This window comes from Mycobacterium sp. 050134, from assembly GCF_036409085.1.
In the GTDB taxonomy this organism is placed as follows: Bacteria; Actinomycetota; Actinomycetes; order Mycobacteriales; family Mycobacteriaceae; genus Mycobacterium.
The window spans coordinates 331,271-357,843 of the sequence record NZ_JAZGLV010000002.1; the positions used below are offsets into that span (position 1 = coordinate 331,271).

The 26,573-nt window shown below is 72.4% G+C and carries 23 protein-coding genes and 2 pseudogenes; 14 read left to right on the top strand and 11 right to left on the bottom strand.

Features of this window, described 5'->3' with window-relative positions; translation table 11 throughout:
- Positions 1-16 precede the first annotated feature (16 nt).
- Positions 17-583, bottom strand: a complete 567-nt coding sequence (locus SKC42_RS03680) for a TetR/AcrR family transcriptional regulator (protein ID WP_330962988.1) — start codon at positions 581-583, stop codon at positions 17-19.
- 102 nt (positions 584-685) lie between these two features.
- Here SKC42_RS03680 and SKC42_RS03685 point away from each other — a divergent pair, with 102 nt between their 5' ends.
- On the top strand, positions 686-1,600 hold the full coding sequence (locus SKC42_RS03685) for an SDR family NAD(P)-dependent oxidoreductase (RefSeq protein WP_330962938.1): 915 nt from the start codon (positions 686-688) through the stop codon (positions 1,598-1,600).
- 10 nt (positions 1,601-1,610) lie between these two features.
- Here the strand turns inward: SKC42_RS03685 and SKC42_RS03690 are convergent, their stop codons facing one another.
- The gene (locus SKC42_RS03690; RefSeq protein ID WP_330962939.1) at positions 1,611-2,312 is read right to left on the bottom strand and encodes a M24 family metallopeptidase; all 702 of its coding nucleotides are present in this window, start codon (positions 2,310-2,312) and stop codon (positions 1,611-1,613) included.
- A gap of 30 nt (positions 2,313-2,342) precedes the next feature.
- On the opposite strand from SKC42_RS03690, the gene SKC42_RS03695 reads away from it, so the two are divergent.
- The 3 genes from SKC42_RS03695 (at position 2,343) to moeA (ending at position 5,437) form a co-directional block, all read left to right on the top strand.
- Positions 2,343-2,837 (top strand): cupin domain-containing protein, encoded by a 495-nt coding sequence (locus SKC42_RS03695; protein WP_330962940.1) that lies wholly within the window; start codon positions 2,343-2,345, stop codon positions 2,835-2,837.
- Between the two features lie 440 nt (positions 2,838-3,277).
- Positions 3,278-4,213 carry an SDR family NAD(P)-dependent oxidoreductase gene (locus SKC42_RS03700; RefSeq protein WP_330962941.1) on the top strand — a complete coding sequence of 312 codons (936 nt, stop codon included), beginning with the start codon at positions 3,278-3,280 and terminating at the stop codon, positions 4,211-4,213.
- 18 nt (positions 4,214-4,231) lie between these two features.
- Entirely contained in the window at positions 4,232-5,437 is a 1,206-nt protein-coding gene (moeA, locus tag SKC42_RS03705; RefSeq protein WP_330962942.1) for a molybdopterin molybdotransferase MoeA, read from the top strand.
- On the opposite strand, the gene SKC42_RS03710 is transcribed toward moeA, so the two are convergent.
- Positions 5,430-6,593 carry an MFS transporter gene (locus SKC42_RS03710; protein ID WP_330962943.1) on the bottom strand — a complete coding sequence of 388 codons (1,164 nt, stop codon included), beginning with the start codon at positions 6,591-6,593 and terminating at the stop codon, positions 5,430-5,432. The genes moeA and SKC42_RS03710 overlap by 8 nt on opposite strands.
- A gap of 63 nt (positions 6,594-6,656) precedes the next feature.
- On the opposite strand from SKC42_RS03710, the gene SKC42_RS03715 reads away from it, so the two are divergent.
- From SKC42_RS03715 to SKC42_RS03730, 4 genes are all read left to right on the top strand, one after another.
- Complete coding sequence (locus tag SKC42_RS03715; RefSeq protein WP_330962944.1) at positions 6,657-7,379, top strand: phosphatidylserine decarboxylase; 723 nt, start codon at positions 6,657-6,659, stop codon at positions 7,377-7,379.
- A complete protein-coding gene (gene pssA, locus SKC42_RS03720; protein ID WP_330962945.1) occupies positions 7,376-8,239 on the top strand; it encodes a CDP-diacylglycerol--serine O-phosphatidyltransferase in 864 nt (287 codons plus the stop codon). Before SKC42_RS03715 ends, pssA begins: the two co-directional genes overlap by 4 nt.
- A complete protein-coding gene (locus SKC42_RS03725) occupies positions 8,236-10,404 on the top strand; it encodes an AAA family ATPase (protein WP_330962946.1) in 2,169 nt (722 codons plus the stop codon). Before pssA ends, SKC42_RS03725 begins: the two co-directional genes overlap by 4 nt.
- 90 nt (positions 10,405-10,494) lie before the next feature.
- Complete coding sequence (locus tag SKC42_RS03730) at positions 10,495-11,904, top strand: MFS transporter (RefSeq protein WP_330962947.1); 1,410 nt, start codon at positions 10,495-10,497, stop codon at positions 11,902-11,904.
- 23 nt (positions 11,905-11,927) lie between these two features.
- Here the strand turns inward: SKC42_RS03730 and SKC42_RS03735 are convergent, their stop codons facing one another.
- From SKC42_RS03735 to SKC42_RS03755, 5 genes are read right to left on the bottom strand one after another with little or no spacing between them, the layout of a single operon-like run.
- Entirely contained in the window at positions 11,928-12,566 is a 639-nt protein-coding gene (locus SKC42_RS03735; RefSeq protein ID WP_330962948.1) for an LON peptidase substrate-binding domain-containing protein, read from the bottom strand.
- Entirely contained in the window at positions 12,566-13,696 is a 1,131-nt protein-coding gene (locus SKC42_RS03740; protein ID WP_330962949.1) for a glutamate--cysteine ligase, read from the bottom strand. Before SKC42_RS03740 ends, SKC42_RS03735 begins: the two co-directional genes overlap by 1 nt.
- Positions 13,686-14,345, bottom strand: coding sequence for a superoxide dismutase[Cu-Zn] (sodC, locus tag SKC42_RS03745; RefSeq protein WP_330962950.1), 660 nt, complete (start codon positions 14,343-14,345; stop codon positions 13,686-13,688). Before sodC ends, SKC42_RS03740 begins: the two co-directional genes overlap by 11 nt.
- A gap of 28 nt (positions 14,346-14,373) precedes the next feature.
- Complete coding sequence (locus SKC42_RS03750) at positions 14,374-14,850, bottom strand: LytR C-terminal domain-containing protein (RefSeq protein ID WP_330962951.1); 477 nt, start codon at positions 14,848-14,850, stop codon at positions 14,374-14,376.
- 19 nt (positions 14,851-14,869) lie between these two features.
- On the bottom strand, positions 14,870-15,178 hold the full coding sequence (locus SKC42_RS03755) for a DUF3263 domain-containing protein (RefSeq protein ID WP_330962952.1): 309 nt from the start codon (positions 15,176-15,178) through the stop codon (positions 14,870-14,872).
- Between the two features lie 147 nt (positions 15,179-15,325).
- Here SKC42_RS03755 and SKC42_RS03760 point away from each other — a divergent pair, with 147 nt between their 5' ends.
- The 5 genes and pseudogenes from SKC42_RS03760 to SKC42_RS27660 form a co-directional block, all read left to right on the top strand.
- Positions 15,326-15,919, top strand: a complete 594-nt coding sequence (locus SKC42_RS03760) for a peptide deformylase (protein ID WP_330962953.1) — start codon at positions 15,326-15,328, stop codon at positions 15,917-15,919.
- Positions 15,919-16,059: pseudogene (locus tag SKC42_RS03765) on the top strand (putative acetyltransferase); the annotation flags it as partial. The gene SKC42_RS03760 and the pseudogene SKC42_RS03765, both read left to right, overlap by 1 nt.
- A gap of 50 nt (positions 16,060-16,109) precedes the next feature.
- Positions 16,110-16,916, top strand: coding sequence for an exodeoxyribonuclease III (locus tag SKC42_RS03770; protein WP_330962989.1), 807 nt, complete (start codon positions 16,110-16,112; stop codon positions 16,914-16,916).
- Between the two features lie 121 nt (positions 16,917-17,037).
- Positions 17,038-17,484, top strand: a complete 447-nt coding sequence (locus SKC42_RS03775; RefSeq protein WP_330962954.1) for a hypothetical protein — start codon at positions 17,038-17,040, stop codon at positions 17,482-17,484.
- Between the two features lie 2,071 nt (positions 17,485-19,555).
- Positions 19,556-21,688 (top strand): annotated as a pseudogene (locus SKC42_RS27660) (cation-translocating P-type ATPase); the annotation flags it as partial.
- Here the strand turns inward: SKC42_RS27660 and SKC42_RS27665 are convergent.
- Positions 21,660-21,953 carry an Rv1535 domain-containing protein gene (locus tag SKC42_RS27665; RefSeq protein WP_442931967.1) on the bottom strand — a complete coding sequence of 98 codons (294 nt, stop codon included), beginning with the start codon at positions 21,951-21,953 and terminating at the stop codon, positions 21,660-21,662. The pseudogene SKC42_RS27660 and the gene SKC42_RS27665 sit on opposite strands and share 29 nt — an antisense overlap.
- Positions 21,954-22,013: 60 nt before the next feature.
- Here SKC42_RS27665 and SKC42_RS03785 point away from each other — a divergent pair, with 60 nt between their 5' ends.
- On the top strand, positions 22,014-22,292 hold the full coding sequence (locus tag SKC42_RS03785; RefSeq protein WP_330962956.1) for a hypothetical protein: 279 nt from the start codon (positions 22,014-22,016) through the stop codon (positions 22,290-22,292).
- Between the two features lie 7 nt (positions 22,293-22,299).
- Here the strand turns inward: SKC42_RS03785 and SKC42_RS03790 are convergent, their stop codons facing one another.
- Positions 22,300-26,181, bottom strand: coding sequence for an ATP-binding protein (locus SKC42_RS03790; RefSeq protein ID WP_330962957.1), 3,882 nt, complete (start codon positions 26,179-26,181; stop codon positions 22,300-22,302).
- A complete protein-coding gene (locus tag SKC42_RS03795; RefSeq protein WP_330962958.1) occupies positions 26,178-26,540 on the bottom strand; it encodes an STAS domain-containing protein in 363 nt (120 codons plus the stop codon). Before SKC42_RS03795 ends, SKC42_RS03790 begins: the two co-directional genes overlap by 4 nt.
- Between the last annotated feature and the right edge of the window lie 33 nt (positions 26,541-26,573).

Genomic DNA, 26,573 nt, shown 5'->3' on the forward strand with positions numbered 1-26,573 from the left:
CAAGAAGAGTCGGGCCTTATCGCTTGGCGCGTAAACCGTCGATGACGACGTCGGTCACCTGCGCGGCCAGCGCGGGGTTGTAGGCCTCCATCGCCTGGCAGCCGACGAGGAGCGCCTTCACCTCGCGGACGCCGACGTCCGGCCGCGCCGTTCCCGCTTCCTGGGCGGCGCGCAGCAGGTCCGCGAGCATGTCCAGGAACGCCTTTTCGGCGTCGGGCGCGACCGTCTCGATGTCGATGCCCAGCCCCGCCAGGGCGTCGGCCAGGCCGCGGTCGGTCGCGCCCCACCGCAACACGGTGGCGCGCAGGAACGTGAAGAGCGCCTCGCCCGGCCCTTCGCTCGCCAGCAGGCCGCGCGCCTCGTCGATGAGATGCCGCATGCGGTCCGCGATGACCGCCGCGAACAACGATTCCTTCGTCGGGAAGTGGCGGTACACCGTCCCGGCGCCGACGCCGGCGCGGCGGGCGATTTCGTCGATCGGCACCGACAATCCGTCGGCCGCGAAGGTCTCGTACGCGACTTCCAGCACGCGGGCGCGGTTGCGCGCCGCGTCGGCGCGCAACCGCCGGGCGGGTTCGGCCAAGTGTTCACCACCCATCGGTTGACAAAACGGGGCGTTCGTTCCGTATAGTCGGGATCAACCGGAGCGATCGCCCCGTTTAGCTTACTAGTTGAGGAGCCCCTCATGGCCAAATGGACCACCTCGGACATTCCCGACCAGACCGGCCGCGTCGCCGTCGTCACCGGCGCGAACACCGGCCTCGGCTACGAAACCGCCCTGGCGCTGGCCGCCCACGGGGCGCACGTCGTGCTGGCGGTGCGCAACCTCGACAAGGGCAAGGACGCCGCCGCGCGGATCGCGGCCACCAGCCCCCAGGCCGACGTCGCCCTGCAGGAACTGGACCTGACGTCGCTGGAATCCATCCGCGCGGCCGCCGAGCAGCTCCGGTCGGCGCACGACCGCATCGACCTCCTGATCAACAACGCCGGCGTCATGTACACGCCGAAGGAGACCACCAAAGACGGCTTCGAGATGCAGTTCGGCACCAACCACCTGGGCCACTTCGCGCTCACCGGACTGCTGCTGGACCGGCTACTGCCGGTCCCCGGGTCGCGGGTCGTGACCGTCAGCAGCATGGGCCACCGGATCTTCGCCGACATCCACTTCGACGACCTGCAGTGGGAGCGCTCCTACAACCGGGTCGCGGCCTACGGGCAGGCCAAGCTGGCCAACCTGCTGTTCACCTACGAGTTGCAGCGCAGGCTCGCCCCGCACGGCACGACGATCGCCGCCGCCGCCCACCCCGGCGGGTCAAAGACCGAACTGGGCCGCTACACGCCCACGGCGTTCCGGCCGCTCGTCAACGTGTTCTTCTCGGTGATCGCGCAGGACGCGGCCATGGGCGCGCTCCCGACGCTGCGCGCCGCCACCGACCCCGGGGTGCTGGGCGGCCAGTACTACGGCCCCGACAGGTTCGCCGAGACCCGTGGCTACCCGAAGGTGGTGGGCTCGAGCAACAAGTCCCACGACGCCGAGCTGCAGCGGCGGCTGTGGGAGGTCTCCGAACAGCTCACGGGCGTGACCTACCCCGTCGACTGACGAGCCGGGGTCAGGGCAGGTCGAGCAGCTGCTCGTAGAAGCCACCGAAACCGCGGGCGCGATCGACTAAATGGATCTCCAGGATCCAGTGGCAGACCCGGCCGGCGGGATCGGTGCGGCGCATCGGCCTGCCCGACCCGGGCATGATGTACCACTGCCGGCCGGGACCGGCGATCTTGCGGTGCGGGAACTCGCCCACCAGGTGGCCCGCGATCGGGCTGCCCCACTCGAAGCCCTCGGCGTGGGCCACACCGACCACGAAGTCGAACAACTCCGCGCCCGTCACGCCCTCGTGCTCGTGGAAGTACCCGCGCCCGGCCTGCCACACCCGCGGAAGCGCGTCGCGGACGGCCGTTTTGGCCGGATCGCCGCCGAGCACGAAGGTACGGCCGAAGTCGGCCTCCCACTCCTCGAAGATCGGGCCCAGATCCAGGAAGACGATGTCGTCCGCGGCGATCACCCGGTCCGGCGGACGCTCGGCGAACGGCTGCAGGGTGTTCTCGCCGGCCCGCACGATCCGCCGGTGCCAGTGCCGGGTCACGCCGAACAGGTCGGCGGCGAGGCGCTGAATCTCATCGGAGAGTTCCCGCTCGCCGACGCCGGGGCGGACCATGGCGCGACGGTCGATCTCGTCGAACAGTTGCGCCGCTTGGCGTTCGGCATTGAGGAGTCGCCGCACCCGCACGCTCTCTTCGGTCGCCGGACCCTCCACATCGGCGATGCTAGCTGGCAGGCTGGACGCATGTCCTTGGTCGTGCCGCCCTATCCCCCACCGCGCTACACCAAGGACCGGCCGGAAGTCAGCGCCTGGCTCAAGCGGGCCGACTCACCGCCGGACTATGAAACCGGGGGCGTCAAGTACCACTACCTGGCCGACCAACGGGCCACCGACGGCGACTACGGGCTGTACCGGGTCGACATCCCCGCGGGCGGCGGCGGGCCCGGGCCGCACTTTCACCGCGCGATGTCCGAGGCGTTCTTCGTGCTGTCCGGGACGATGAAGCTCTACGACGGCAGCGACTGGGTCGACGGCCATCAGGGCGACTTCCTCTATGTGCCGCCCGGTGGGGTACACGGCTTCCGCAACGGGGCGAACGAGCCGGCGTCCATTCTGATGCTCTTCGCGCCGGGCGCTCCGCGGGAGGCCTACTTCGAGGGCTTTGCCGAGCTGGCCGACATGACCGACGACGAGCGGCGCGAGTGGTTTGTCCGCCACGACAATTTCTGGGTGCATTAACCCGGCCGCCCGGAATGCTGCGTAGGGTGTGGCCGTGCCGGCGAAGAAGCGCTCGAAGCGGGCCGCGGCCAACTTGCGGCAGAAAATCGACATGGCGATGAGCGCCCCGATCCGAGCGAGTGAACGCCTGAAGGGGGAACCGCGCTTCCCCCGGCGGCGGGCGGGATATTTCGCGAGGACCGCGCAGCAGCCGGGCCACCCGGCGGCCGCTACCGCCCGAAGCGGTAGTCGCCGTCGACCGGCTCGCGGGTGCGCTCGGAGAAAGTCCGTCCGCGGTAAGGCAACTGGGTGACAACCTTGCCGCTGGGGCGGCGGAAGTAGTTCGCGCACGCGAGCCACGGCGCTTCCAGCTGACCGGGTAGGCCGGCGTCAGCTTTGCGCGGAGTTCGGGATCGGCCACCTTGCACCCGTCCGGGCAGCCGGATGGGTATTTTTGGACCATGGCTGCAACCGCCATCGAGAAGCCCGGCTGGTCGGAGGCCGACGTGCCTGACCAGAGCGGCCGCGTCGTCGTCGTCACGGGTGCGAACACCGGCATCGGCTATCACACGGCGGCCGTCCTCGCGTTCCGCGGCGCGCACGTCGTGCTGGCGGTGCGCGACCTGCAGAAGGGCAACGCCGCCCTGTCGCGCATCGTGGCGGCCAGTCCGCGCGCGGACGTCACGCTGCAACGGCTCGACCTGTCGTCGCTGGACTCCGTGCGGTCCGCCGCCGCCGCGCTGCGCGAGGCCTACCCGCGCATCGACCTGCTGATCAACAACGCCGGCGTGATGTGGACCCCGAAGTCGACCACCGAGGACGGCTTCGAGCTGCAGTTCGGGACCAACCACCTCGGCCACTTCGCGCTGACCGGCCTGCTGCTCGACCACCTGCTGCCGGTGCGCGGTTCGCGGGTGGTGACCGTCAGCAGCCTCGGCCACCGGCTGCGTGCGGCGATCCACTTCGACGACCTGCAATCCGAACACCGCTACGACCGCATCGCCGCCTATGGGCAGTCCAAGCTCGCCAACCTGTTGTTCACCTACGAGCTGCAGCGCCGGCTGGCGGCCTGTCCCGACGCGAAGACCATCGCCGTGGCCGCCCACCCCGGCGGATCCAACACCGACCTGGCCCGCAACCTGCCCGGCATCTTCCAGCCGCTCAAGGCGGTGCTCGGGCCGGTGCTGTTCCAAAGCCCGGCGATGGGCGCGCTGCCGACGCTGCGCGCGGCGACCGATCCCGCCGTGCGCGGCGGGCAGTACTACGGCCCCAGCGGCTTCCTCGAGCAGCGCGGCCAGCCCAAGCTCGTGGAATCCAGCGCGCAGTCGCACGACGAGGAACTGCAGCGCCGGCTCTGGGCGGTTTCCGAAGAACTCACCGGCATCCGGTTCGAGTGACGGGCGAATAATGGCCGGGTGCGCTCAGTCGATGAACATCAGCGTGTCGTAAGCGGGCTGATCCGCCCGCGCCCGCCCGTCGCCGTCCCGCTGGCCGACGCCCTGGGCCTCGTCCTGGCCGGCGACGTGGTCGCGCCGCTGGCCCTGCCGGTCTTCGACAACTCCGCGATGGACGGCTACGCGGTCCGCGCCGAGGACACCTCCGGCGCGACGCCGGAGCGGCCGGTGGTCCTGCCGGTGGCCGAGGACATCCCCGCCGGGCGCACCGACGAGCTCGCCCTGCGGCCGGGGACCGCGCACCGGATCATGACCGGGGCTCCGGTGCCCGCCGGGGCCACGGCCATCGTGCCGGTCGAGGACACCGACGGCGGCGTGGACGAGGTCGCGATCCGGCAGCCGCGGGAGGCCGGCAAGCACATCCGGCGAGCGGGCGAGGACGTCGCGGCGGGGACCACCGTGCTGCGCGGCGGCCAGGTCGTGACGCCCGCGGTGCTGGGCCTGGTGGCGGCGCTCGGCATGGCGGAGCTGCGGGTGACTCCCCGCCAGCGGGTGCTCGTGCTGTCCACCGGGTCGGAGCTGGTCGCGCCGGGCAACGCGCTGCGGCCCGGCCAGATCTACGAGTCCAACTCGGTCATGCTCGCGGCCGCCGTGCGCGAGGCCGGCGCGGAGGTGACGGCCGTGGCCACCGCCGAAGACGAGGTCGCGCAGTTCAGCGCGCTAATCGACCGGTACGCACCGGACGCCGACCTCATCATCACCAGCGGCGGGGTCAGCGCCGGCGCCTACGAAGTCGTCAAGGACGCCTTCGGCCGGGAGGGCGACCAGGGCGTCGAATTCGTCAAGGTGGCCATGCAGCCCGGGATGCCGCAGGGCATCGGGCGGGTCGCCGGCGCCACAATCGTCACCCTCCCCGGCAACCCGGTCAGCGCGCTGGTCTCCTTCGAGGTGTTCATCCGGCCCGCGCTGCGCCGCGCGATGGGGCTGCCCGACGCCGAGCGACCACACCGGGACGCCGTCCTGGCCGAGTCGCTGACATCGCCGCGCGGCAAGCGCCAGTTCCGTCGGGCCATCCTCGACCGCGGGGCCGGCACCGTGATCAGCTACGGCCCCCCGGCGTCGCATCACCTGCGGTGGCTGGCGTCGGCCAACGGGTTACTGGACATCCCGGAGGACGTGGTCGAGGTGGCCGCCGGGACGCGGCTGCCGGTGTGGGACCTCAGCTAGGCGCGGCCAGCGGGTCGAAGGCGGGGCTGCAGCGGATGGCGATCGCCACGATCGTCATCATCACCGGGATCGTCACCAGCGCGACCGACAGGCCGAACCGCCCGGCCAGGTGGCCGATCAGCGGCGGCCCCAGCAGGTAGCCGACCCATCCGGTGGCGGCCACGACGGCGATCGACGACCCGGCCGCGCCGGCCGAGTAGGCCGCGCTGAAGGCGCTCGGCACCAGCAGCGCCACGCCGGCGCCCAGGCAGGCGAACCCGACGACGGCGGCGCCCGCGGCACCCGTCGCCAGCGCCGCGCTCATGCCGGTCGCGGCGACCAGCGCCAGTGCCGGCAACAGTCGGCGGCCCGGCACCCGGGCGTGCAGGCGCAGCGCGCCGAACCGGGTGACGACCATCGTGCACGTGTAGGCGGCGTAACTCAGCGCAGAGACGCCCACGCCGGCGCCGACGACGTCGCGCACATAGGTGGCCGACCAGTCGGTGGCGGCGCCCTCGCACAGGAAGGACACGAACGCCACCGCCGCGAGGATCGCCACGGTCGGGTTCATCCAGCTCCGGCCGGTCCGCACCGCCCCCGGCGACCCGGGCTCCGCGTCGGCGATCAGGTGGCGGGTGAGCGCCTCCCCGCCGATGAGGACGAGCATCCCGACGACGGCCAGCTGGGGCGTCAGCCCGATCCCCGCGCCGACGCACGCGGCCCCGAGCAAAGCGCCGAGCATCGCGCCGACGCTCCACATGCCGTGGAAGCGCGCCATGATCGGCGCCCGCTCCAGCCGCTCGACCGCGGCGGCCTGGGTGTTCATCGCGACGTCCAGCGCCCCCTGGAAGAAGCCCCACAGCGCGAGCGCGGCGAACAGCGCCGCGCCGGAACCGGCCAGGCCGACCGTGGTCCCGGCCGCGGCGTAGCCCGCGAGCGTGAGGCGGACCAGGCGGCGGCTGCCCCAGCGGGGCAGCGCCCAGTGGCAGAGGACCGTCGCGGCGACCGAGCCGAGCGGCGCCCCGAACAGGGCCGTCCCCAGCGCGGCGTCGGACAGGCCAAGTTCGGCCTTCACCCGCGGGATGTGGGCCGCCCACGACGAGAACACCACGGCGTGGATGAGGAAAACGGCGATGACGCCGACCTTCGCCCGGCGCAGCTTCGTCCCCGATCGCATGTCGAAGTATGGCGTTCCCGTTGCGACCCGCGGCGAATCCCGCGCCTTTCGTAAGATGGCCGCGTGGCACGACGCCCCCGCACGATCGGTCCGACCGCGCAGGACCCGGCCTTCAGCCCGCAGCACGTGCTGGAGCTGGTGCGCTCCGCCGTTCCGCCGGTCCACCCGGCCGGGCGGCCGTTCGTCGCCGCCGGGTTGGGGGTGGCCCTGGCCGGGCGCCGCCACCGCTGGCTGCGCCGGGCCGGCCTGCTCGCCGCCGGCGCGTGCGCCGGTTTCTTCCGCCACCCCCCGCGCGTGCCGCCGTCGCGGCCCGGCGTCGTGGTGGCGCCGGCCGATGGGGTGGTGTGCGTGATCGACATGGCCGCCCCGCCCGCCGAACTCGGCATGCCGGACACGCCACTGCCGCGGGTCAGCATCTTCCTCTCGCTGCTGGACGCCCACGTGCAGCGGGCGCCGGTGAGCGGCGAGGTGATCGGGGTACAGCACCGGCCGGGCCGGTTCGGGTCGGCCGACCTCCCCGCCGCCAGCACCGACAACGAGCGCAGTAGCCTGCGGATCCGGACCGCGTCCGGCGCCGAGGTGGTGGCGGTGCAGATCGCGGGGTTGCTGGCCCGCCGCATCGTGTGCGACGCCCATCTGGGCGACAAGCTGTCGATCGGCGACACCTACGGCCTGATCCGGTTCGGCTCCCGGCTCGACACCTACCTGCCGGCCGGCACCGAGCCGGTGGTGCAGGTGGGGCAGCGCACCATCGCCGGCGAGACCACGCTGGCCGTCCTGCCATGATCAACAAGCCCCGCGCCAGGCGGCCGGTCAACCTGCAGATCCTGCCCAGCGCGATGACCGTGCTGTCCATCTGTGCGGGCCTCACCTCGATCAAGTTCGCGCTCGAACACCAGCCCAAGGCCGCGATGGCGCTGATCGCCGCCGCCGCCATCCTCGACGGCCTCGACGGCCGCGTGGCCCGGATCCTGGACGCGCAGTCGCGCATGGGCGAGCAGATCGACTCGCTGGCCGACGCGGTGAACTTCGGCGTGACGCCGGCGATCGTGCTCTATGTGACGATGCTGACGAAGTCGCCGCCCGGCTGGGTGGCGATCCTCCTCTACGCGGTGTGCGTGGTCCTGCGGCTGGCGCGGTACAACGCGCTACAAAACGATGGCAGCCAGCCCGCCTACACCCACGAGTTCTTCGTCGGCATGCCCGCGCCGGCGGGCGCGGTGTCGATGATCGGGCTGATCGGCCTCAAGCTGCAGTTCGGTGAGGGCTGGTGGACGTCGACGACGTTCCTGTGCATCTGGATCGTCGGGACGTCGATGCTGATGATCAGCAAGATCCCGATGCGCAAGATGCACGCCGCCGCGGTGCCGCCGACCTGGGCCGCCCCGCTGCTGGCCTTGCTGGCGATCGCGGCGGCGGCCGCGGTGCTGGCCCCCTACCTGTTGATCTGGGTGATCATCGTCGCCTACCTGTGTCACGTGCCATTCGCCGTGCGCAACCAGCGCTGGCTCGCCGCCCACCCGGAGTCCTGGACGGACAAGCCGGAGCAGCGCCGCGCCGCGCGGCGCGCGAACCGCCGGGCGCACCCCAGCCGCCGGTCGGTGGCCCGGCTGGGGTTGCGCAAACCGGGCGGGCGCCTGCCATGATCCCCGGCGCGGCCCGGCAACTGACCTTGACCGCGCGGCTGAACACGTCCGCCGTCGACTCCCGCCGCGGCGTCGTGCGCCTGCACCCGAACGTCGTCGCCGCCCTGGGCATCCGGGAGTGGGACGCCGTGTCGCTGACCGGGTCGCGCACCACCGCCGCCGTCGTCGGCCTGACCGGCCCCGGGTCCCCGGTCGGCACCGCGCTGCTCGACGACGTGACGCTGTCCAATGCCGGGCTGCGCGAGGACACGCCGGTGATCGTCGGCCCCGTCACCGTGTACGGCGCGCGGTCGGTGACGCTGTCCGGGTCGTCGCTGGCCGTCCGGTCGATCTCGCCGGTGACCCTGCGGCAGGCGCTGCTGGGCAAGGTGCTGACCGTCGGCGACGCCGTGTCGCTGCTGCCGCGCGACCTCGGCCCGGGCACGTCCAGCTCGGCCGCCACCCGCGCGCTGGCCGCCTCGGTCGGCATCAGCTGGACCTCGGAGCTGCTGACGGTCACCGGCGTCGACCCCGCCGGGCCGGTCAGCGTGCAGCCCAACTCGCTGGTCACCTGGGGCACCGGCGTCCCGGTCGGCGCGGCCCCGCCCGCGCAGGAGCTGGTCGGCGTCGCGAGCCCGGAAACCGTCGTCGAGGAGCTCAAGGGCTCGCAGCCGCAGGCCGCCAAGCTCGCCGAATGGCTGAAGCTGGCGCTCGACGAACCGCACCTGCTCAAGACGCTGGGCGCCGGCGCGAACCTGGGCGTGCTGGTGTCCGGCCCGGCCGGGGTGGGCAAGGTGACGCTGGTGCGGGCGGTGTGCGACGGGCGCAGGCTCGTCAAGCTCGACGGGCCGGAGGTCGGTGCCCTGAACGCCGAGGACCGGTTGCGCGCCGTCGCCGCGGCGGTCGCCGCGGTGCGCGACGGCGGCGGCGTGCTGTTGATCACCGACGTCGACGCCCTGCTTCCGGCCAGCCCCGAACCGGTGGCCGCGCTCATCCTGGGCGAGCTGCGCACCGCCGTGGCCACCGAGGGCGTCGCGCTGATCGCCACCTCGGCCCGCCCCGACCAGCTCGACGCCCGCCTGCGGGCGCCCGACCTGTGCGACCGAGAGCTGAGCCTGCCGCTGCCCGACGCCGGGACGCGCAAGGCGCTGCTCGAGTCGCTGCTCAAGCCGGTGCCGACCGGCGAGGTCGAGCTGGCCGAGATCGCCGGCCGCACGCCCGGTTTCGTCGTCGCCGACCTGGCGGCCCTGATCCGGGAGGCCGCGCTGCGCGCGGCGTCGCGGGCCAGTGCCGACGGCCGGCCGCCCCAGCTGAGCCAGGAGGACCTGCTCGGCGCGCTGACCGTCATCCGGCCGCTATCCCGCTCGGCGGGCGAGGAGGTGACGGTCGGCAACGTGACGCTCGCCGACGTCGGTGACATGGTCGAGGCGCGCCAGGCGCTGACCGAGGCCGTGCTGTGGCCGCTGCAGCATCCCGACACGTTCGCCCGGCTGGGGGTCGAGCCGCCGCGCGGCGTCCTGCTGTACGGGCCGCCGGGCTGCGGGAAGACGTTCGTGGTCCGCGCCCTGGCCAGCACGGGCCAGCTCAGCGTGCACGCCGTTAAGGGCTCGGAGCTGATGGACAAATGGGTGGGCAGCAGTGAGCGCGCCGTGCGCGAACTGTTCCGGCGCGCCCGGGATTCCGCCCCCGCGCTGGTGTTCCTTGACGAGGTGGACGCGCTGGCCCCGCGGCGCGGCCAGAGCTTCGACTCGGGCGTGACCGACCGGGTGGTCGCCTCGCTGCTCACCGAGCTGGACGGCGTCAACCCGCTGCGCGACGTCGTCGTGCTGGGCGCCACCAACCGGCCCGAGCTGATCGATCCCGCGCTGCTGCGCCCCGGCCGGCTGGAACGCCTGGTGTTCGTGGAGCCGCCCGACGCCGCGGCGCGCCGCGAGATCCTGCGCACCGCGGGCAAATCCGTCCCGCTCAGCGCGGATGTCGACCTCGACCAGGTGGCGGCCGACCTCGACGGCTACAGCGCTGCCGACTGCGTGGCGCTGCTGCGCGAGGCCGCGCTGACCGCGATGCGCCGATCGATCGACGCCACCAACGTGACGGCGGCCGACCTCGCCGCCGCGCGCCAAGTCGTCCGGCCCTCGCTGGATCCGGGGCAGGTGGATTCGCTGCGCGCGTTCGCCCGGGGGTGAACCGTTGGGCGTCGTCGCCCGTGACGACGTCGTGGGCCCGGCTGTAACCGGTTCGGCTACTCAACAATGACCGGACCCGAAGGAGACCCCGTGACCGCCGCCCCAATGACCGCGATCGAACCGTCTACCGCCATGCGCGGCGTCGCGCCGACGACGCGGGTGCTGCTGGTGGCGATCGTGGCGTCCACCGTCGTCTTCCTCGACGGCACGGTCGTGAACCTGGCGCTGCCGGCCACCGCGCGCGACATCGGCGGCGGCATGTGCACGCAGCAATGGATCGTCGACGCCTACCTGCTGGCCGTTGCGGCCATGGTCCTGCCGGGCGGCGCGATCTCCGACCTGTTCGGTCGCATACCGGTGATGCGCCTGGGCCTCGTGGCGTTCGGCGCGGGCTGCGCGCTGGCGGCCACCGCGGGCAGCCCGTCGATGCTGATCACCGGGCGGGTGGTGCAAGGGCTGGGCGGCGCGTTTCTGGTGCCCGGCTCGCTGGCGCTGATCAACTCGTCGTTCGAACAAGGACGGGCGCGGGCGCTCGGTGCGTGGACGGCCTGGACCGGCACCGCCTTCGCGGTGGGGCCGCTGCTCGGGGGGCTGGCCGTGGACTTCCTCAGCTGGCGTTGGATTTATGTGCTGTCGGCGATCCCGGTGACGATCGGCGTGGCGCTGACGTTCTGGTTGCGGCCGGTGCCCGCGCCCTCCGAGCGCGCGCGCATCGACGTCCCCGGCGCCGCCCTGTCGGCGGTGGGGCTGACCGCCACGGTGTACGCCCTGATCGAACAGGGCCGGCGGGGCTGGGACGACCCGCTGGTCGGCGGGGCGTTGGTGGCGGGCGTCGCCGCCCTGTGCGCCTTCGTCGCGTGGCAGCGCCGGGCGCCCTACCCGATGGTGCCGCCCAGCCTGTTCACCACACGCAATTTCGCCGGCGCCAACCTGGTCACCGCCTTCGTCTACGGCGGCATCACGATGGGCTCGCTGGCCATCGCGCTGTACCTGCAGGAGGTCGGGGGTTATTCGGCCACCGCTTCGGGCCTGATCACGCTGCCCAGCCCCATCATGTCGTTGCTGTTCGCGCGCGGCGTCGGCGGCGTGGCCGCCCGGATCGGGCCACGCGTCTTCCTGATGGCGGGTCCGGCGCTGGCCGGGGTGGGCCTGCTGCTGATCCGCCCGATCGCCCACGGCGGCCACGTTGTCGCCGACGTGCTGCCCGGCAGGATCGTGCTGGCCATCGGCATGGTCCTCGCGATCACGCCGCTGACCGCCGTCGGCTTGTCCGCGGTCAAGGCCGCGCACAGCGGAATCGCCGCCGCGATCCAGAACGCAACCGGCCGGACGTCCGCCCTGATCGCGGTGGCCGTCATGGGTGTGATCACGTCCAATCGGCTGACCGATGCCAGCTTCGCCCAGCTGCTTCGGGTCAGTGCCGTGCTCTTTTTCGTGGGCGCGGCCCTCGGCGGGCTCGCCATCCGCAACCGGGCCGACCGCGCCGGTGTCGAAGCGTGACCGCGGCGGCACCGCCACGTCGCTCATTCGGACAGCTGGAACTCCACGATGTCGGCAACGGCGTTCACGGCCTCGCTCAGCGCGGCCAGCCGGCCGGCGGCCGTGGGGGCCGCCAGCACCGAATAACGGTCGGCGGTGCCGATCGGGATCCGGGACGCCAACTCGAAGAGCCGCAGACCGGCGTCGCGGCCGAGGTCGCGGCCCAGCAGCACATCCCGATCCGGCAGCACCGCGCCCCGAGCCTGCGCGATCCGCTCGAACAGGGCCATCACCCGGTCCTCGATGTCGCGCAGCTGCGCCCGGGTCACCGCGGCGCCCGGCTCGTCGGGCCACAGCGACACCAGCGCCCGCGGATAGGGATCATCGGGCAGCCATTCCGCCACCCGGATCCGCTCCCCGGTCCGGCAGCGCAGCGTGTACCGGCCCCCGCCCTGGTCGGCCGATTCGGCAATCCGCGACACCACCCCGACGTCGCAGCGCGAGTCGCCGCCACCGACCTCGCGGCCCCCGGCGATCAGCACCAGACCGAACGGGTCGCCGTTCTCGGTGCAGTGCCGCACCAGCGCGCCGTAGCGGGGCTCGAAGATCCGCAACGGCAGGTCCTCGTCGGGCAGCATCGCGGTCTCCAGCGGAAACATCGGCAGCTCAATCGAGTTCAGCATCAGATCTCCAGCTCACCCACCAACGCGTCGACCACCGCGCGCAGGTCACCCTCGTGCTCCTCGGCCACCCGCCGCTGCCGCTGGTAGGACGCGCCCGCGCGCGGGATGTCGGCCACCGCGGCCAGCTCGTCGACGCAGTCGAGGGACTTGGCGACCGGCTCCAGCCGGGTCAGCACGTCGGCGAGGTCCTCGGTCACCAGGCGCTCGTTGCTGTCGGCGTCCAGGATGATCACCGCGTCGAGCCCGTAACGGGCGGCGCGCCACTTGTTCTCCTGCACGTGCCACGGCGGCATGGTCGGCAGCGTCTCGCCGGCGTCGAGCCGGTGGTCCAGGTCGACGATCAGGCAGTGTGTCAACGCGACCAGCGCCCCGAGCTCGCGCAGGTTGGACACCCCGTCGCAGACCCGCACCTCGAGCGTGCCCAGATGTGGGGATGGCCTGATGTCCCAACGGATTTCATTCATATGGTCGATGATGCCGGTCTTCTTCTGGTCGTGGACGAAACCCTCGAACTCCGTCCAGGTCTCGAACTGGAACGGCAGCCCGGCGGTGGGCAGCTGCTGGAACATCATCGCCCGGTTGCTGGCGTAGCCGGTGTCCTCACCGCCCCACCACGGCGACGACGCCGACAGGGCCAACAGGTGCGGGTAGTACTTCAGCAGCGACGACATGATCGGCATCACCTTGTTCGCCGAGGAGATCCCGACGTGCACGTGCACGCCCCAGATCAGCATCTGGCGGCCCCACCACTGTGTCCGGTTGATCAGCTCGGCGTAGCGCGGCGCGTCGGTGAGCTTCTGCGTGGACCACCGCGCGAACGGGTGGGTACCCGCCGAGAACAACTCCATGCCGCGGTCGCGGACGATGCGCCGGGCCGGCCCCAGCGTGCCGCGCAGGTCTTCGATCGCCTCCCCCGCGCTGTTACAGACGCCCGTGACGATCTCGACGGTGTTGCGCAGCAATTCCTTGTGCACGTGCGGGCTTTCGCCGATCTCGGCGATCACCGCGGTGGCCTCGTTGCTCAGGTCGCGGGTATGCGCGTCGACGAGAGCGAACTCCCACTCGACGCCGATTGTCGGCCGCGGCGAGGGCGCGAAATCGATCCGGGTGCCGGCCCCGCTAGCCCGCACCGATGACACCGCACGCCACCCGCTTGCCGGGGTCACCGGTGGCCATGGACATGCCGTCGGGTGACGGCGCGGCGTTGTCGGCGCCGGCGTGGATGATGACCGCGGTCTTCTGGCCGGAGAGCAGGTCCTCCATCGCGAACGCATCCGTGCTGGTGACCAGCTCGCCCGTGCCATCCTTGCGGACCTGCAAGGAGCTCAGGTCACCGCTGGCGGGCTCGCCGGTGTGCCCCTGCACCTGGAAATGGTCGCCGGCGGAGAGGAAGTCGCCGGGCGCGCCACCGGTCGGGGCGACCGAATTGGCCTCGCACTTGCCGACCTTGTGGATGTGCACGCCGTGCAGTCCGGGCGCGAGATGGCCGGGGCCGCTCGTCGCGATGGTGATGGTGGCGTAGCCGTTCCCGAAGTCGAACTTGGCGGTGGCGACCTCGACCCCGTCGGGTCCCCGCAACCGGGCCATCATGCCCTCCGCGGCGGGCTGGGCGGCCTCGGGGCCCGCGGCCGCCGACGGGCCGGGCGACCCGGTCCACACCGCCGGCGTGGTGCCGGGGCTGGTCGACGCGTGCTGGGGCGACGAGCATGCGGCCACCGCGGCGGCGCAGGTGGCGGCGGAGAGTGCGAGCAGGATGTGACGACAGTCGGGCCTAGGCATAGCGGAAGCGTAACGCGCCGGGCGAGCGTCAGCCGGTAACCAGGACGATGACGCCGGGCGGCTGGTTGCTCAGCGCAGGGATGCGCGGCTGGACGGGCGCCTGCAGCAGCTGGCCGACGGCGTCGGCGGTGGCGCGCTCCCCCTCGGCGTCGGTGAAGTACACCGTGGTGGTCGGGACATCGGACAACGACAGGTTCCCGACGTCGGTGACCTTGAAGCCCGCCGCCGTGAGCTGGTCCTTGGTGCGCGAGGCCACCCCCTCCTTCGAGGAGATGTTGTACACGCGCACCTCGGCCTGGTTGGCGGCCGCGGGCTTGGCGCTCGTCGACGGTTGCGACGAGCTGGTGGTGACGCTCGAGGCGGGCGACGACGACTCGTCGTCGGCCTTCCCCGACGAGCTCAGGGCCTGCCACCCGAGCAGCAGGAAGATGACGCCCAAAAACAACAGCACCATGACCATGGCCCGCAGCGGAAGGCCCGTGGAGTCGGGAACTCGCTCTTTCATCGAGCCCTACTGTAGCTAGTCAGGTGACCTCGAAGCCGAGCCGGCGGGCCGCCCGCGCCTTCTGGCGGCTCGCACGCAGCCGCCGCAGCCGCTTCACCAGCATGGGGTCGGCCGCCAGCGCCTCCGGCCGGTCCACGAGAGCGTTCAGCACCTGGTAGTAGCGCGTCGCCGACATCGAGAACAGCTCTTTGATGGCGTCTTCCTTGACCCCGGCGTACTTCCACCACTGCCGCTCGAACGCCAGGATGTCGTGTTCGCGGCGGGTGAGCCCATCGGCGATCTCAGCGTCGTCCCCCGCTCGATTTGCCCGCGCCATGGCGCTGTCCATATCGCTTCCCCTGGACCCTTCCGGAGATTCTCGAACTGCTCAACTGATTTGACTTACCTAGGGGCATGTTTCGGCGCTTATTGAATCACGCCGCGAACCCTCAAGCGGTCATCAAGACCCGCGCGTCGTGCGGTACCTTAGCCGACCATGGCAGTCGTACCCATCCGCATCGTGGGCGATCCGGTGCTGCACACCCCGACGACGCCGGTACCGGTCGGCGCCGACGGATCGCTGCCGGCGGGCCTGGCCGAGCTGATCGAGACCATGTACGACACCATGGACGCCGCGCACGGCGTCGGGCTCGCCGCCAACCAGATCGGCCACGGGGTGCGGGTGTTCGTGTACGACTGCTCCGACGACCGCGGGATGGCCAACCGCCGCCGCGGCGTCGTCATCAACCCCGTCCTGGAGACCTCGGAGATTCCCGAGACCATGCCCGACCCGGGCGTCGACGAGGAGGGCTGCCTCTCGGTCCCGGGCGAGTCGTTCCCCACCGGGCGGGCGCAGTGGGCGCGGGTCACCGGGCTCGACGCCGAGGGCAAGCCGGTCGACATCGAGGGCACCGGCCTGTTCGCGCGGATGCTGCAGCACGAGACCGGGCACCTGGACGGCTTCCTCTATCTGGACCGTCTCATCGGCCGGTACGCCCGTAGCGCGAAACGGACGGTCAAAGGTCACGGCTGGGGCGTTCCAGGCCTGTCCTGGCTGCCGGGCGAGGGTCCAGACCCGTTCGGGCACTGATGATCTCGTGGCCGCCGCTCGGCACGCGGGTGGCGGTGCGCTACCGGCCCGCGGCGGGATCGGTTCCGCCACTGACCGACGCGGTCGGTCACCTGCTCCAGGTCAGCCCTGTCGAGTTCGCGCCCACCGACGCGGCGGCCTCCCCCGGCCGCTGGGATACCGTCTAGCCATGCCCGGCGAGCCGCACCCCATCCGCCTGGCCACCTGGAACGTCAACTCGATCCGCACCCGGCTGCCCCGCGTCGTCGACTGGCTCTCCCGCGCCGACGTGGACGTGCTTGCCATGCAGGAGACCAAGTGTTCAGACGGCCAGTTCCCCACCCTGCCGTTCTTCGAGCTCGGCTACGAGGTGGCCCACGTCGGTTTCAACCAGTGGAACGGCGTCGCCATCGCCTCGCGGGTCGGGCTCGACGACGTCCGAATCGGCTTCGAGGGGCAGCCCACCTGGAGCGGCAAGCCCGATGTGGCCGCGACCGCGGAGGCGCGCGCGCTCGGCGCCACCTGCGCCGGAATCCGGGTGTGGAGCCTCTACGTGCCCAACGGCCGGGCGCTCGGTGACCCGCATTACACCTACAAGCTGGAATGGCTTGCGGCGCTGCGCAATACCGCCGCCGGATGGCTGCGCGACGACCCCGCGGCACCGATCGCGCTGGTCGGCGATTGGAACATCGCCCCCACCGACGAGGACGTCTGGAGCCCCGAGTTCTATGCCGGCGCCACCCACGTCTCGGCGCCGGAGCGTCGCGCGTTCAACGACATCGTCGACACCCAATTCACCGACGTGGTAAGACCTTTCGCGCCCGGCCCGGGGGTCTACACCTATTGGGACTACACACAGCTGCGGTTCCCGAAGCGCCAGGGCATGCGGATCGACTTCATCCTCGCCTCGCCGGCACTGGCCGGGCGGGTGACCGGTGCGCAGATCGTCCGCGATGAACGTAAGGGCAAGGCGCCCAGCGATCACGCGCCCGTCTTCGTCGACATCCGGCCCGAATAGGGCGGGTGCGGGTTAACGCAGGGGAAATAAGATGCGTACTCACGTTGTCTGCGGGTACACAACGTGGCAGGCTTTCACATTATTCACGTGCCGCAAGAGCACCAAAAGCCAGGGAGTCAGCATGAGTGTCATCGGCGGGGCGATCCGGGGGGTTGGCCAGACGGTGAACCGCGCGGCAACGGCAACCACGGCGGCCGCCGGCGCGATCGGTGGCGCCGCCGTGAACGGGGTCGTCGGCGGCGTGACCGGGGCGGCGGAGGGCGTCAAGCGCGGGATCAGCAGCGGCAGCCACTCGGCACCCGCGGCCGCCGTGGCGTTCGGCGCGCTCGGGGTGGCCGGCCTGGTGGAGTGGCCCGTGCTGCTGGCGGTCGGCGGCGGCGCGCTCTTGCTGCAACGGCTGACCCGCAAGCCGCAGCCGCCCGCCAAGGCGAACCTCAAGCCGGTGCCGGTGGCGGCGGCGCCCGACAAGCCGGCCGAACCGAAGGCCGCCGCGAAGCAGGCGCCCGCAAAGAAGACGGCCCGGCGCCGCGCCGCCGGCAGCACGACCGAACTGCGCAGCACGAACTAGAAGGGCCCGCAGAGCCAGCTTGAGCATTGCCACCTCGATACGACGAACGCTGCCCGTACGCGCCGTCGCGACTAGCGTCAACGCGGCCACCACCCTGGTTGGCATCGTCGCAATCCCGGTGCGCGAGGGCGCCCGGGCGATCGCGGGGGATTCCGGCTACCAGACAACGCTGAGCCGGCGCTGCTGGCGGGGCGAGGACCGCGCCTGGATCGAGGTGCGTGGCCTCGATGACGAGGGGCTCGGCCGCCGCGTGCTCGACGCGATCGAGGCGCACCCAGGCACCACGTCGGCGAGCCTGAACCATCCCCTGTCGCGCGTGGTCGTGGGCCTCGGCGGGCCGGGAACGTCGCTGAGCGAGTTGTGCCGCATCGTCGATAGCGCCGAAAAAGACAGCCGCGCAACCAAACTCGAGCCCGTGACGGTGCCCGCGGCCAGCCTGCCGGGCGACGGCGTGGTGCTGGCCACCCGGGCGCTGACGGTCGCGGCCACCGCGACCGGTCTCGGCCTCGCGCTGACCGGCCGGGCGCTGCGGTGGCCGCGCGTACCGGTCGCCGCCCTGGCCGGCGTCGTCGCGGTGGACTACCAACCCTGGTTGCGCCGCCTGATCGAGGACCGCATCGGCCGGCCGGCGACCGACACCCTGATGACCCTGGCCGTGACCGCCGCGGAAACGGTGACGCAGTACCCGGCCTCCCTGTCGGTGGGGCTGCTGATGCAGTCGCTGAAAGCGGCCGAGGCGCGCGCCGAGGCGCGCGCCTGGCAACGACACGAGCCGGACCTGGCCCGGTACGCCGACCAGCCGCGCGCCGGCGAGTTCACCCGGCTCAAGCCGCCGCGCGGCCGGCCCCCGGAGCGCCACGCCAATCGCTTCGCGCTGGTCCAGGCCGTGAGCGCGGCGGTGGTCGGTGCCACCAGCCGCAACCCGATGACGGCCGCCACCGCGCTCCTGGTGACCACCCCCGCCGCCAACCGCACCACCCCGGAGGCCTTCGCCGCCGGGCTCGGCCAGGGCCTCGCGGCGCGGCACGGGGTCCTGCCGCTGCGGCCCGAGGCGCTGCGCCACCTGCACCGGGTGGACGCAATCGTCATCGACCCCCGGGTGCTGTGCAGCGACAGACTGCGAGTGGCGCGCATCCGCGGCGCCCAGGAGCACGACCTGCCCGCGGCGTGGAACCGCGCCCAGCTGATGCTGGAGAACAGCGGCCTGAAGCCGGGTTGGCGCCCGCTGCCCGGAATAACGGCCAGCGGGCCGGAAACGAAGGTGGAGGCGCTCTTCGCCCTGGCCCACGACCCATTGGCGGCGGCCGTGGTCGCCGAGGCGCACCGCGCCGAAGCCGAACTGGTGTCCGTCGACGACGATTCGCTCGGCGAACTGCGCGCCGCGTTCGACAACGTCAGGCCGGCGGGCCGATCGATCGACGATGCCCTGGCCCGGACGGTCGAGGAGCTACGGGAGACGGGCCGCGTCGTGGCGGTGCTGTCCTCGACTGCGGCGCAGGCGATCTGGTCGGCCGACGTGGCGCTCGGCCTGCTGCCGCGGCCCGGTTCCGGAACGCCGCCGTGGTCTGCCGACCTGCTCCTGCCCGACCTGGCGGCCGCCTGGCGGATGCTGCACGCGCTCCCGGCGGCCAGGGCCGCCGCGCGGCGCGGCATCGAGATCTCAGCCGGCGCAACGGCAATGGGGTCGCTGCTGATGATCCCCGGAGTCCGCGGGATCGGCCGCGGGCCGGTCACCACCGGCGCCGCGGCGGGCATGTTCTCCGGTTACCTGCTGGCGCGCGGCATCGTCGGCGCGGAGGCGCCGCGGCCCGCCGCCGTGCACGAATGGCACGCCATGTCGCCCGATCAGGTGCGCAGGACGCTGGCGGCGGGCGCGCGGCCGCCGACCAGCCGGGAGGCCGCGCAGTTCGGCGAGCCGGCCGGGAATGCGTTGTGGCAGTTCGTCAAAGCCGTCGGCGCGGAGCTGAGCGACCCGCTGACGCCCGTGCTCGCCCTGGGCTCGGCGGCCAGCGCGGTGCTGGGCTCGCCCGTCGACGCGGTGCTGGTGTTCTCGGTGCTGGCCGGCAACTCGATGCTGGCGGCCAGCCAGCGGTTGCGCGCCGAGAATCGCTTGAACATTCTGCTGGCGCAACAGATCCCGCCGGCCAGGAAGGTGACGTCCGGTCCCGACGGGGAGCGGGTGTACACCGACGTTCTCGCCGCGCAGCTGGAGCCCGGGGACATCATCGAGGTGCGAACCCACGAGGTGGTGCCGGCCGACGCTCGCATCCTCCACGAGGTCGACGTCGAAGTCGACGAGTCCACGCTGACCGGTGAGTCGCTGTCGGTGGACAAACAGGTCGAGGCCACCCCCGGCGCCGACCTCGCCGAGCGCCGGTGCATGGTTTATTCGGGCACCACCCTGGTAGCGGGCACCGCGCTGGCGGTGGTGACCGCCGTCGGCGGCGACACCCAGGAACGCCGGGCCGCCGAACTGGTGTCGGCCGACAGCTCGTCGGACATCGGCCTGCAGCACCAGCTCAGCCAGCTCACCAACCGGGCCTTCCCCGTCAGCATGACCGGCGGCGGCCTGGTCGGCGCGCTGGGGCTGCTGCGCGGCTCGACCCTGCGCCAGGCGGTGGCCAGCGGCATCGCGATCGCCGTGGCCGCGGTGCCCGAAGGCATGCCGCTGGTGGCGACGCTGGCGCAGGCGGCGTCGGCGCGGCGGCTGACGAAATTCGGCGCCCTGGTCCGCGTCCCGCGTTCGGTGGAGGCGCTCGGCCGCATCGACGTGGTGTGCTTCGACAAGACCGGAACCCTCAGCCAGAACCGCCTGCGGGTGGCGCAGGTCCACCCGGCGCCCGACCACTCCCCCGACGAGGTGCTCCGCTACGCCGCCCACGCCGCGCCGGCGTCGAACGGCGACCCGCACGTGCACGCCACCGACGCCGCCATCGTCGAGGCCGCCCGGGCCGCGGGGGCGGACCCGGTCCCGCAGGCCGGGCAAGTCAGGGCCCACCTGCCCTTCCGGTCCGGCAGGTCGTTCTCCGCCTCGATCACCGACCGCGAGCTGACGGTCAAGGGCGCGCCCGAGGTGGTGCTGACCGCCTGCGCGGACGCCAACCCGACGGCGGACGAGACGGTCGCCGGGCTGGCCGCCGAGGGGCTGCGCGTGATCGCGGTGGCGCGGCGCGAGCTCACCCCGCAGCAGGCGCGGGCCATCGGCGACGACCCGGACGCGATCGCGGAGTTCGCCGCCGACGGGCTGACCCTGGCCGGGTTCCTCGGTTTGTCCGACACCCCGCGGCCCGAGGCCGCCGGTCTGCTCGCGAACCTGCGGGACCAGGGGGTGGGCGTCAAGCTGATCACCGGCGACCACCCGATCACCGCGAAGGCCATCGCCGGCGAGCTGGGCCTCGCGGTGACCGCCGAGCAGGTGATCAGCGGCGCCGAGTGGGACGCCCTGTCGCGCAAGGACCAGGAGCGCGTCGTGACCGAGCGGGTGATCTTCGCCCGCATGACACCCGAGAACAAGGTCCAGGTGGTCCAGACGCTCGAGGCCGCCGGGGTGCTGTGCGCGATGGTCGGCGACGGCTCCAACGACGCCGCCGCCATCCGGGCCGCCACCGTGGGGATCGGCGTCGTCGCCGGCGGCAGCGACCCGGCCCATATGGCGGCGGATGTGGTGCTGGTCGACGCCCGCATCGAGGGCCTGCTGCACGCCATCATCGAAGGGCGCCAGCTGTGGCAGCGGGTGCAGTCCGCGGTGTCGGTGCTGCTCGGCGGAAACGCCGGCGAGGTGCTGTTCGCGATCATCGGCAGCGCGATCACCGGCACGTCACCGCTGAACACGCGGCAGCTGCTGCTGGTCAACATGATGACCGACGCGCTGCCGGCCGCCGCCCTGGCGGTCAGCAAGCCCAGCGGGCCGGTCGACCCCGGCAAGCGCGGCCCGGACCAGCCGGAGCTGTGGCGCGCCGTCGCGATCCGGGGCGTCACCACCGCCGCCGCGACTACCGCGGCCTGGATGATGGCGAGCGTCACCGGGCGCCCGCAGCGCGCATCCACCGTGGCGCTGGTCGCGCTGGTGGGCGCCGAGCTGGGTCAGACGCTGCTGGACTCGCGCGCCCCGCTGGTGCTGCTCACCGCCGGGGGTTCGCTCGCGGCGATGGGGACGATCATCAGCATCCCGGTGGTCAGCCAGTTGCTCGGCTGTACGCCGCTCGGCCCGGTCGGGTGGGCGCAGGCCCTGGGGAGCGCGGCTGCGGCGACGGTCGCGATCGGCGTTGCGAACCTGGTGTCGGAGGGGTTGGGCATTTCGGACACCCCTCGCCGGCCGCCCGGGGCGCCGGATCGGCCCGCCGAACCTCCACGACGCCGACCCGCCACAACAGCGCATAAAGTTCCACCAGAGGAACCCTCAGCACGGAAACAATCGACGACACCAGCGGATCGGTCACGGAGTCGGTCCCGGGGTCGGTCCTAGCCATAGGTCCGACGGTCGTTGCGGCACCCGGCGAGGGGGCAAATCCTTCGTTACGGAAAGGCAAATGATGGCGGAAAAGAAAGCGCGGCGTGGGACGTCACAACGCGACGCGGTGCAGAAGATCCGCGAGGGCGAGACGTTCGCGGTGAATCTGCCGGTGCTCGGCTCGATCGAGATCCCGCGCCCCGAGCAGCTGGCCTACTTCGGCGGCCTGGCCGCCCTGGCCGCGTTCGAGCTCATCGACTGGCCGGTGGCCGTGGTGATCGCGGCCGGGCACCTGCTGGCGGCCAACCACCACAACAAGATCCTCGAGGAGCTCGGGGACGCGATGGAGGAGGCCTAACCGAGGCCTAACCGAGCGCGTTCGCCGCGACCGCGTGGTCGAACTCCAGCGTCACCTGGGTGCCCGCCGGGGTGCGCACCGTGCCGACCCGGTCGGCCAGGCCGCTCATCAGGGTGAGCCCGCGCCCGCGGCGGCGGCTGCGCAGGCTGGCCGACGAGTCGCCGACCCACCGGCCGGTGTCGCTGATGGTCACCGAGACGGTTTCCTTCCGCAGGAACGCCTCGACGGACACCGTCTTGCGTGGCTCGCCGCGGCTGCCGTGCTCGATCGCGTTGGTCACGGCCTCGCCGGTCGCCAACAGGATGTCCATTTCGCGTCGTGGCGGGACGGCGATGCCGGTCAACCAGTCGCGCAGTCGCCCGCGCCCGACGGGGATCTGGGCGGGTACCGCCGGAAGCACGGTGGCGAAGCTGCGCGGGGCGGCGTGGCGGGGGCGCAGCGCGAGCACCACGACGTCGTCGCGATACCCGTCCGGGGGAGCCATCCGGCTCAACACCTCGGCGCAGAATGATTCCACGGGACGGTCGGCGCAGTCGGCGACCGCGGAACGCAACCGCGCGAATCCCACGTCCAGGCTCTCGCCGGCCCGCTCGATGAGGCCGTCGGTGTAGAGCACGACGAGACTGCCCGGCGGCAGGTCGGCCTCCGCGGTCGGACCGGGCGCGCCCTCCCCCGGTAATTCCTGGACGGCGACCGGCGGGCGTCGTCCGGACTCCAGGAACACCGGCGGCCCGGCGGGGGTGACCAGCAGGGGGTACGGGTGGCCCGCGCAGCTGTAGCTGAGGCGGGCGGCGAGGCCCGGGTTGACGCCGCCGGCGTCGACGACGGCGTAGGCGACGGTCGCGCAGCGCGCACCCGTGACGCCGGCCGCGTACTTGTCGAGGGCGCCGAGCACCGCGGCCGGTTGCGCGGCGGTGAGGGCGGAGGCCGCCACCGCGGCGCGCAGCCTGCTCATCACGATCGCGGCGGCGAGGCCGTGCCCGACGACGTCGCCGACCGATATGGCGATCCTGCTCGACCGGTCCAACGGGGTGACCGAATACCAGTCGCCGCCGACCCGCAGGGCCTCCCCGGCCGGCTGGTAGACGGCGGCGACCACCGCGGCGGTCGAGCTGTGGTCCAGGTCGAGCAGGTGCTCCTGGAAGTCGACGGCGATGCGGTGCTCGTGCGCCATGACGCGGATCCGGTCCAGCGCCGAAGACGTCAGCTCCGCCACGCCGGCGAAGGTCTCACGCTCCTCGGGCTCGAACTCGCGGGGCGCCGGCCACAGCAGGAGCAGCACCCCCACGACGCGATCGGCGGCGTCGCGCAGGGGGTGCGCGACGCACGCGCGCACGCTGCCGGCGGTGTCCTGCGCGGCGTGCTGGTAGCGGGGCGGCAGGTCGAGCGTGTCGGGGATGATCATCGGCGCGCCGCCGCGCACGACGTCCGAACCCACCAGCGGCGAGTCGATCGCCGTTACGTGGTAGCGGTCGCGCAGCTCGACGGGAATGTCACCGGCGTATTCGAACCGGATGTGACGCTCGTCGTCGAGCACGCCGATCGCCACGGCGGCGGCACCGCCCGAACCGAACGGCGAACGCAGCAGGGCGTCGAGGATCCCCGCGACCGAGTCGGCGGCCTGCAGCGCGGAGTCGAGCTGCACCAGGTCCGACGCGAGCCACAGCTGCGCCTCGCGCCGTTGCCGATCGCGCTCGCGGGCCACCGCGGACAGCCTCGACGCCACTCGCTCGACCAGCTCCTGGGACCGGAACGGCTTCGGCAGGTAGTCGTCCGCGCCGCCGGCGAAACCCTCCGTGACGGCCTCGGCCCCGGCCCGGGCGGACAGCATGAGCACCGGCGTGGCCGCCAGCGTCGCGTCCGCGCGGATCGCCGCGAGGAACTCGAAGCCGTCCACGCCGGGCATCATCACGTCGGTGACGATCGCGTCCGGGCGCAGCCTGCGGGCCGCGGCCAGCGCCGACCCGCCGTCGGCGACGAGCGCGGTGTCCCAGTGGGCGGACAGCACGCGGTCCAGATGCGCTCGCATGTCGGCGTTGTCGTCGGCGATCAGCACCAACTGGCGCGGCCGGTGGAACCCCGCGGGCCCATCGCCGGGCCCCCTGTCGGGCCCCGACACGGGCGTCAGCCACTGGCGCGCCTCGGCGACGTACGGATTGGTTTCGTCCGGCGGAACAACCAGCGATTGCTCGACAGCGGCGCCGAGGGACCGCGGCAGCCGAATGGTGACGGTCGTCCCGCGGTCCGGTTCGCTGTCGATCCGCACGGTGCCGTCGTGCAGCTCGACCAGCCCGCGGACCAGGGCCAACCCGATGCCGGTGCCCTCCACGCTGCGGCCCCGCGCGTTCTCGGCCCGGTAGAACCGCTCGAACAGGCGAGCCAGGTCGTCGGCGGCGATGCCCACCCCGGTGTCGCGGACCGTCACCAGGCAGTGTGTGGCGTCGGTGCGAACCGCTACCGAGATCGCGCCCCGCAGCGTGAATTTGACCGCATTGGACAGCAGGTTCAGGACGATGGTCTCCCACATCCCCGGGTCGATGTCCGCGGGCGCCGGGTCGCACTCGATCACCAGCTCCAATCCCGCCCGGTGACACAGCTCGGTGAACGACGACGCGATGTGCTCGGTGAGCGCACCGACGTCGGTGCACACCAGGTGTGCGTTGGCCCGGCCGGCCTCGATGCGGGAGAAGTCGAGCAGCGAGTCCACCAGCCGCTGCAGGCGCCGCGCGTTGCGTCCCGCGGTGCCGAGCCGCTCGGCCAGCGCGCTGTCCGGCGCGGCGTCGGCCAGCGCGTCGTCGATCGGCCCGAGCAGCAGTGTGAGCGGGGTGCGGAACTCGTGGCTGACGTTGGTCAGGAAGGCCGTCTTCGCGCGGTCCAGTTCGGCCAGCGCGTCGGCCCGTTCGCGTTCCCGTTCGTAGGAGTCGATCGACGTGAAGGCCGACGACAGCTGGTCGGCCAGGAGCTGGCAGAAGCCGAGGTACTGGTCGTCGAGGGGACGGCGCGCGCTGGTGCCGACCACCAGCGCCCCGGCGGTCGCGCCCTCGCCCAGCGGCAACACCACCGCCTGCTCGCAGCAGCCGCCCCCCAGGACCTCCTCGATGCCGGGGATTGCGTCGGCCACCCCGTCGATGAGCCGTAGCTCCGTCCGCGGGCGCGACGCCACGTCCCAGACGGTGAGCTGGCCGAGTTCGGCCGGCAGCAGCGGCAATACGGACGCCGTCGCCCCGCGCAGGGTGATCCCGCCGGCCCCCGCGTCCTGAACGTAGACGGCCGTAAACGGCAGGTCGGCGGGCTGAGCCGCGCAGGCGGCGACGGCCGCACTGACGGCCTCGTTGACGGTTCGGGTCTCCATGGTCGCAGCGGCCACGGCGTTGACCAGGTGCAGGCGCCGCTGGCTGAGCACCCGTTCGGTCGTCTCGATCACCGCGCAGAAAATCGCGGAGACGCCGCCGTCGCCGCCGAGGATCGGGCTGTAGGTGAACGTGAAGTACCGCTCGAGCGGGAGGCCCCCGGTGACCAGCGGCAGCATCAGGTCGTCCGACCAGGTGGCGTTGCCGGTCGCGAAGACGCCCGCGAGCATGGGGCCGATCTCCTCCCAGATCTCCGACCACACCTGCTTCGCGGGGCAGCCGAGGGCGGCCGGGTGCTTGTCGCCGAGGATCTGGGCGTAGCCGTCGTTGTAGACCAGGAACAGGTCCGTCCGGCCCAGCCAGAGCACAATGGGGAACCGGGACGTCAGCGTCATCGCCACGGCGGCGCGGACCTCGCTGGACCACTCGCCCGGTGAACCCAACGGATGTGTCGTCCAGTCGAATTCGGCAAAAAGACGGCCCATCTCCCCACCCAGACCCACCGCCGCCGCCAAGTCGCCGGGCAGGCGGGCGGTCATCGCTGTTGCTTGCGATGAAGGGCTTCGGTGAGGGTGGGGTAGATGTCGAGGATCTGGTCGAGCTCGGTCACCTGGATGGGGCGCAGCACGTTGTCGCCGTCGGCCACGAGGCGCACGGCCGTGCCGGCCTCCTTGCCCGCCTCATGGCAATCGAGGACGGCGTTTAGCGCCGCGCTGCCGAAGAACGTCACGGGCTGCAGGTCCAGGATCACCAACCGGGCGGGGTGGGTCGCGGCGAGTTCCAGGGCGGCGGTCAGGTGGGGGGTCAGCTCGTCGACGGTGCTCGAGTCGACGTCACCCTTGACCCGTACCACCACAGCGTCCTCCCGGGCCTCGTGATCGACCGCCAACATCCCCATGCCTCTCGCCGCCTCGAAGGTTCGTTCCGCTAC